This is a genomic window from Streptomyces sp. SID3212 (genome assembly GCF_009865405.1).
Taxonomy (GTDB): domain Bacteria; phylum Actinomycetota; class Actinomycetes; order Streptomycetales; family Streptomycetaceae; genus Streptomyces.
In genome coordinates this window covers 1-5738 of the sequence record NZ_WWJY01000976.1, presented here as the reverse complement: position 1 = coordinate 5738, position 5738 = coordinate 1, and the positions used below count along the sequence as shown (strand labels likewise).

The window sequence follows — 5738 nt, the reverse complement described above, 5'->3', positions numbered from 1 at the left end:
CGGGCCGTTGGAGCGCGGCGAGCCGGCCGGCCGCCCGCGTCTGTTCCGTACGCGCGGCTTCGAGGCGCAGGCCGACCGCCGCGCGCAGTGCGGCGGCGGTCGTCACGGCGGCCTCCAACCGGCCCCGGGCGGCGTCGTGTTCGTCCCGCAGGAACCGCGCCCAGCCGTCGTGGTCCGGCTCGGCCTCGGCCTCGTACCGGGCATGGGCGTCGACTTCGGCCTGCGCGGCGGCGACGGCGTTCCGTGCGCTGTCGTGGTCCCGGGTGGCGGCGTCCTGGGCCTGGCGCAGCGAGGTGTCCGCCGCGTCGAGGGCGGTACGGGCGGGGCCGAGCGGAAGGCCCGCGACACGGGCGGCCTCACCGGCCGTGTCCAGGGCGCCCTGCGCGGTGTCGAGAGCCTCGCGCAGACCGGCGGCGCCGCGCCGCTTCTTCCAGTACGCCTTGTCCCCGTCGACCCACCCCTTGCTCGCGCTGCCGACCGCGTCCCACGCCTTCCCGACCCGCTCGGGGAAGTTCGTGTCGGTGATCAGCATCAGTTCACGCGCGACGTCCTCCCGTATCCAGGCGACGACGTACGCCTCCGACGTCATCGCCTGCGGACCCGACCGTGCCTGGCTGACGGTCCCACCCCGGATCCGGTTCGCGGCCCGCGAGTCGACGATGTTGCGGTGTACGTCACCGACGCTCAGCCAGGAGCCGGGGACGGCGAACAGGAACGAACGGCCGGTCTTCGGCTTGAGGTTGCGCGAGGTCAGGTGGTCGTCGCCGACCGGCATCCCGGTGCCGTCCAGGTCGTTGGGCCCGGGGAGGGCCAGCCCCACCTGGTTGAGGCCCACGCCGTTCGGGGAGTCGTACAGGAACGCGCCGCCGAGAACGCCCGACTGGGTGTGCTCGTCGGCGGACGAGGTGCCCGCCACCTCCCCGTACCGTCTGAGCACCTCCAGCTTCTTGCCGTCGGCGACCGTCAGCAGCAGGGCGCGGGAGAAGTCGGGGGTCGAGCGCAGGGAGAGCTGTCCGGTGTCGGTCCCCAGGAACGACTTCTCGCTCAGCCCGGCCAGTTGGTAGGCCTCGGGGTCCAGGGTGCGGGGGTAGAACGAGGTGACCGCCATGGTGCTGGTGCCGTCCTCCAGCGCCTGGGCGGAGCCGGTGCCGACCCGGGTCAGGCCGGTTCGCCTGGTCGTACGGAGGAGTTCGGTCAGGGTGGCGTCCGAAGGACCGTCGTCGCTCTCCAGGGCGCGGAGGGAGAAGCCCGCGTCGTAGGCGCGGGTGAGGAGGAGGTCGTTCGCGATGTGGATGTTCTCCAGGCCGATGATCCCCCGGGGGTGGAAGCCGTTCTCGGGGAAGGTGAACGGCCGCTCGACGCCGTCCCCGTAACGGACCGTCAGCTTTTTCGGCACCGCAGGTACGGGCACCGGCCTGGGGACCCCGTCCCGGGCGAGGACGGCTCTCGGGTCGGGTGCCGGCAGGCGCGGGCCGGCGGGCGACGGACCGCTGCCGGACGGCGCCGGCTCCATCAGGCTCAGCGGTACGTGCTCGCGCAGGCCGCCGATGTCGGCCTCCTCGACGATCCGGTCCCTGCCCCGGAACCGGTCGAAGGCCGTGACCGCCTTGTCCCGCCCCTCCACGGACTCCGGCGAACGGCTCGCCGGGGCACCGGTGTTGGGGGTGTCGTCCGCCTCCAGGGTGATCCGCATCCGGTACGGGGTGACGATCTCCGCGTGCGGTTCGGTGGACGCGGCCCGGTAGATCGTGACGGTGGTGGTCGAGTGGCCCGACGCCACCGTCTTCCGGTGGGAGCCGCTCTCGGTGTACGTGACGCCGGCGGCCGGGACGTGGGTGTCGCCGGTGTGCAGCATCTGGGTGGTCAGGATCCCGACGTCCGGCCCGGACGAGATCTCCGAGTTCTTCTGGACGGTCTCGATGGCCCGCCGGTTCTCCTCCAGCTCCGCGCTGTGGTCGAGCGCCTCGAACACCGGTGTCCCGGGGATCAGTTCGACGCGCGCCCTGACCCACCGGTCGCCGATCCGCACCCGGCCCCAGCCCCACCCTCCGACGGTGACCATCGTGGAGGGACCCGTGGAGGTCATCTCGCCCTTCAGGGCCCGGGTGGCACGGGCCGTCACCAGCTGGCGGATCCTCTCCCGGCTCGCGTCGTCCAGGCCCAGTCGCGCGATCCGCCGCTCGAACGCGCGCAGCACCGCGGTCGGGTCGAGCGTGTTCACCGCGTACGTACCGAATCCGGAGCCGCTCAGCCAGGGCTGCGCGGCCCAGAGCCGCTCCGTGTACCGGGGGACGTCGCCCAGGCCGTCGTCGAGCAGTCCCAGCCGGTGCGCGCTCTTCTCCGGCAGGTGCCCCAGCAGGCCGCCCGGGGTCGTCAGGGACGTTCCCGCCGCTCCGGCGACGTACCGCGGCACCAGGGAGCTGCGCGCCGCCGCCCTCCCGACCGAGCCCATCCCGACCCGGCTCGCCGTCAGCGCGAACAGATGGTGGACGTCCCCCGCGACCAGGACCTGGTGGGTGAAGCCCTTGCGGTTCATGTCCGCGACGACGGTCCGTACGACGTTGAGGCTCTGCGCGGCCGAGCGTGACAGGGGGTTGGCGACCACTCCGTACGCGCTCATGAGACCGTGCCCGGGAGCCTGGCCGTGGGAGAAGATCACCTGGCCGCCGAAGACCAGGCTCGTACTCTTGCTGATCTTGCCGGCCGCCTGCCGGGTGCCGCCGAGGATCATCTCGGTGTCCATGGCCATCGAGGGGGTCAGGGCGGTCATGGCGCCCACCGAGGTGGCGTAGCGGAACGTCCCCCACAGTTCGCCGAAGGGGCCCTTCCCCAGCAGGCCCGTGCCCGGCATCCCCAGCGGCCCGGAGCTCTGGTCGAAGCCGGCCGCCATGTACTGGGGGGTGAAGGTGCGGACGATCGCCTCCCGGGTCGGGGCGCCCTCCTTCACCAGCTGCCAGGCGCCTCCCGACGCCGCCTCCAGGACGCGGTCCACCTCCGCGGTCAGGAGGGGTGACAGCACCACGCTCACGATCACGAACGGGTGCTGCTGGAACGCGTGGAACCAGTCCGACCCCCGCGCCGTGTGCGGCCCTCCGCCGTCCCCGGGCGGCATGAGGTCGCCCTTCGCCAGCGCGAGCGCCCGTTCCGTCGTCAGGGGTACGGGGGCGGGCTCGACGGCCTTGTAGAGGTTGAGCGCCCCGTCCGCGTGCGGGTCGGCGGCGGGGGTGTGCTGGACGGGGACGCTGATCAGCACCTGCCCGGTCACCGCCCCGCCGCCGTGCAGCTGGAACCGGCTCCCCACCGGGCTCCGCCCGAAGAGGATGTTGCGCGGCTCGTCCAGGACGAGCAGTCCCGGCAGCCCCAGGCCCAGACCGCGGATCATGCCCCGGGGCCGCCAGTAGCCGCCCATCGCGGCGGTGAGCGCGAGGTCGTAGCGGTACAGGTGGGTGGGTTCGTTGCTCACCGACATCGGCTCGTTGGTGACGGTCGAGCCGAAGGAGGTCTCGGCGTCCCCCTGCCACCCCTTGCGCATGCCCAGCGTGACCCCGAGCGTGTTCTTCGGCAGGTCCGCGCTGTCGACGCTGTGGTCGCGGCCTGAGAACGTGCCCTCGAAGCCCAGTTCCGTGCCGTGCTTCGCGCTCGTCTGGCCGTCCAGCCGGTCGATGCCCTGGGCGCTGAAACGCATGCCCTCGTTGATGTCCTTGCCCTCGTACCGCCGCCCCGTCAGCGTCCCGTGCACCCACAGCTCGTAGTAGGTCTGCCCGATCGTGTCCGGGTCGGTGAGCCGGATCCGCAGGCCGATGGTGCTCAGGGCCTCCAGGTTGGCGGTGACGTTCTGCGCGGAGATCACACCGAGGATCTGGAGGGTGTTCTGGAGTGCGGTGTGGTACTTCGCGCTGCTGGACCACTGGGGAGGTACGGGCAGGGTCCTGGCGACGTCCAGCACCTCGTCGGGGTGGCGCCTCAGCAGGTCGTCGAAGCGGGCGCGCCAGCTCTTGGGCAGTCCGGGCGGCAGGAGGTGGTCGAGCGGCGCCACCAGTCCCCGGCGCCGGGCGGCGACGGCGTTCACGACGCTGTCGGCGAATGCGTCGAGCAGCGTACGGCCCACGTCGTCCGCGTCGACCCGGGTCCGCAGGCCGTCGTCGAAGGTGAACTCCTTGACCCGGTGCATGCCGAGGGTCCGCGGATTGTTCTCGGCCAGATACGCCGGGACGAAGGGGGTCGAACCGTGGCGCAGGACCAGACCCGTCCCGTCGTCCCAGCCGGCCAGGCGGCGCGCCTCGGCGCTGGTCATCCGGTCCAGGCTCCAGGTGAGGAACCGGGTCGGCGGGCCGGTGTCCCCCGCCCGCCGTACCCGGACCGACTTCACGACCAGGTAGAGGGCGGTCCTGGGGCCCTTGACCTGTCCGGCCGACTTGAGGGTCCCGGCGCCGCCGAGTCCGGCCGTGTAGGTACGGGAGTGCCCGTACTGGGCGCTCGGCCCGAACAGGAGCCGCAGGTCGAACGGCACCGGCAGCATGTCGCGGAAGTTGAACGCGGGCCCGGCGGCGGCCTGGAGCAGCAGGTTCCTGCCCTGCGCGCGGCTCCGCTCGCTGCGGACCGTCGACGTGTTGATGTCCCGCATCTCGGCCTTGTCGGTCTCCCCGACGAGCACGGCGGCGCGGGGGATCACCTCCTCCACCACGAAGACGCCGAGGGGGGACTTCCGGTCGTTGTCGGCGAAGAGGGGCGGGGTGGTGACCCGGCCGCGCGCCATCATGCCGCCGTGCCGCTGGAAGCTGTCCCCGGAGAAGAACGTGTCCAGCTCGGCGTAGGCGGTGCTGCCCGGCAGCGCGCCGACGCGCCCGGCCGCCCAGTCGCGGATCGCGGCCACGGGGCCGTACCCCTCGATCCGCACCAGGCGGTACTGGGAGTTCCGGTCCAGGGTGATCGACGCGGGGATCCGGCCGGGCTTGGAACTCTTGAGCACGCTGTCGGGCAGGCGCACCAGCAGCCCGTTGCGGACGGCGAAGCCGAAGCGTTCGAGCGTGGCCCGGTCGGCGCCGGGGTCGAGCACGGCGCCGGTGACGCGTGCCTCGAAGTAGGCGTCGTCCAGATACGACCGGGAGTCGTCGAGCGTACGGGTCTCCATCTGGTTCATCCGCGCGTTCGTCAGCGTGTATCCGACCTTGTTGACGAACCCGAACCGGAAGGCGAGGCGGCCGAAGCCGCTGAACGCGGCGGTGCTCACCGGGCCGAGCGGAGCGCCGAGGCCGTAGTTGTAGCTGGCCTGCATGTTCTTGGTCAGGCCGAAGGTCGCGGCGCCGCGGTGCATGCTGTCGATCTTCGAGGCGTGCCCGAAGCCGTCCTCGAACGGCGTCCAGCGGGCGTAGTGGCGCGCCTTGAGGTGGAAGACCCGGATCTTTCCCTTCGCGTTGACGTACGGGAAGGGGCGCCCGCCCTCCGTGCCCAGCGTCTTCGGCTTCTCACGGAGCGTCTGCCTGATGTCGGACAGCAGTTGGGTGTCGCCGTCGGGCGGTCGCGCGTCCGGCCGGCTGTTCAGCTCGTCCGCGATCGCCCGCACGATCTCGTCGATGCCACGCACGGCGACGGTGCTCTGGCCGAACGTGCCGGGGTTGGCGAGGAGTTCGTCCACCTCGTTCTTGGTGAGGTCGCCGGGCAGCAGGGAGCTGAGGTGGTCGACGTAGGCGGGCATCCGCCTGCCGTCGGCGAAGGTGACGGGGGTGGCGGGGGTCGCC

Annotated in this window: 1 protein-coding gene; it reads right to left on the bottom strand. The window is 72.2% G+C overall.

Going from position 1 to position 5738, the window contains the following annotated elements; all coding sequences use genetic code 11:
* Window positions 1-5738 (bottom strand): hypothetical protein (locus GT042_RS29325; RefSeq protein ID WP_202534121.1); only part of this gene is annotated, 5738 nt, incomplete at both ends.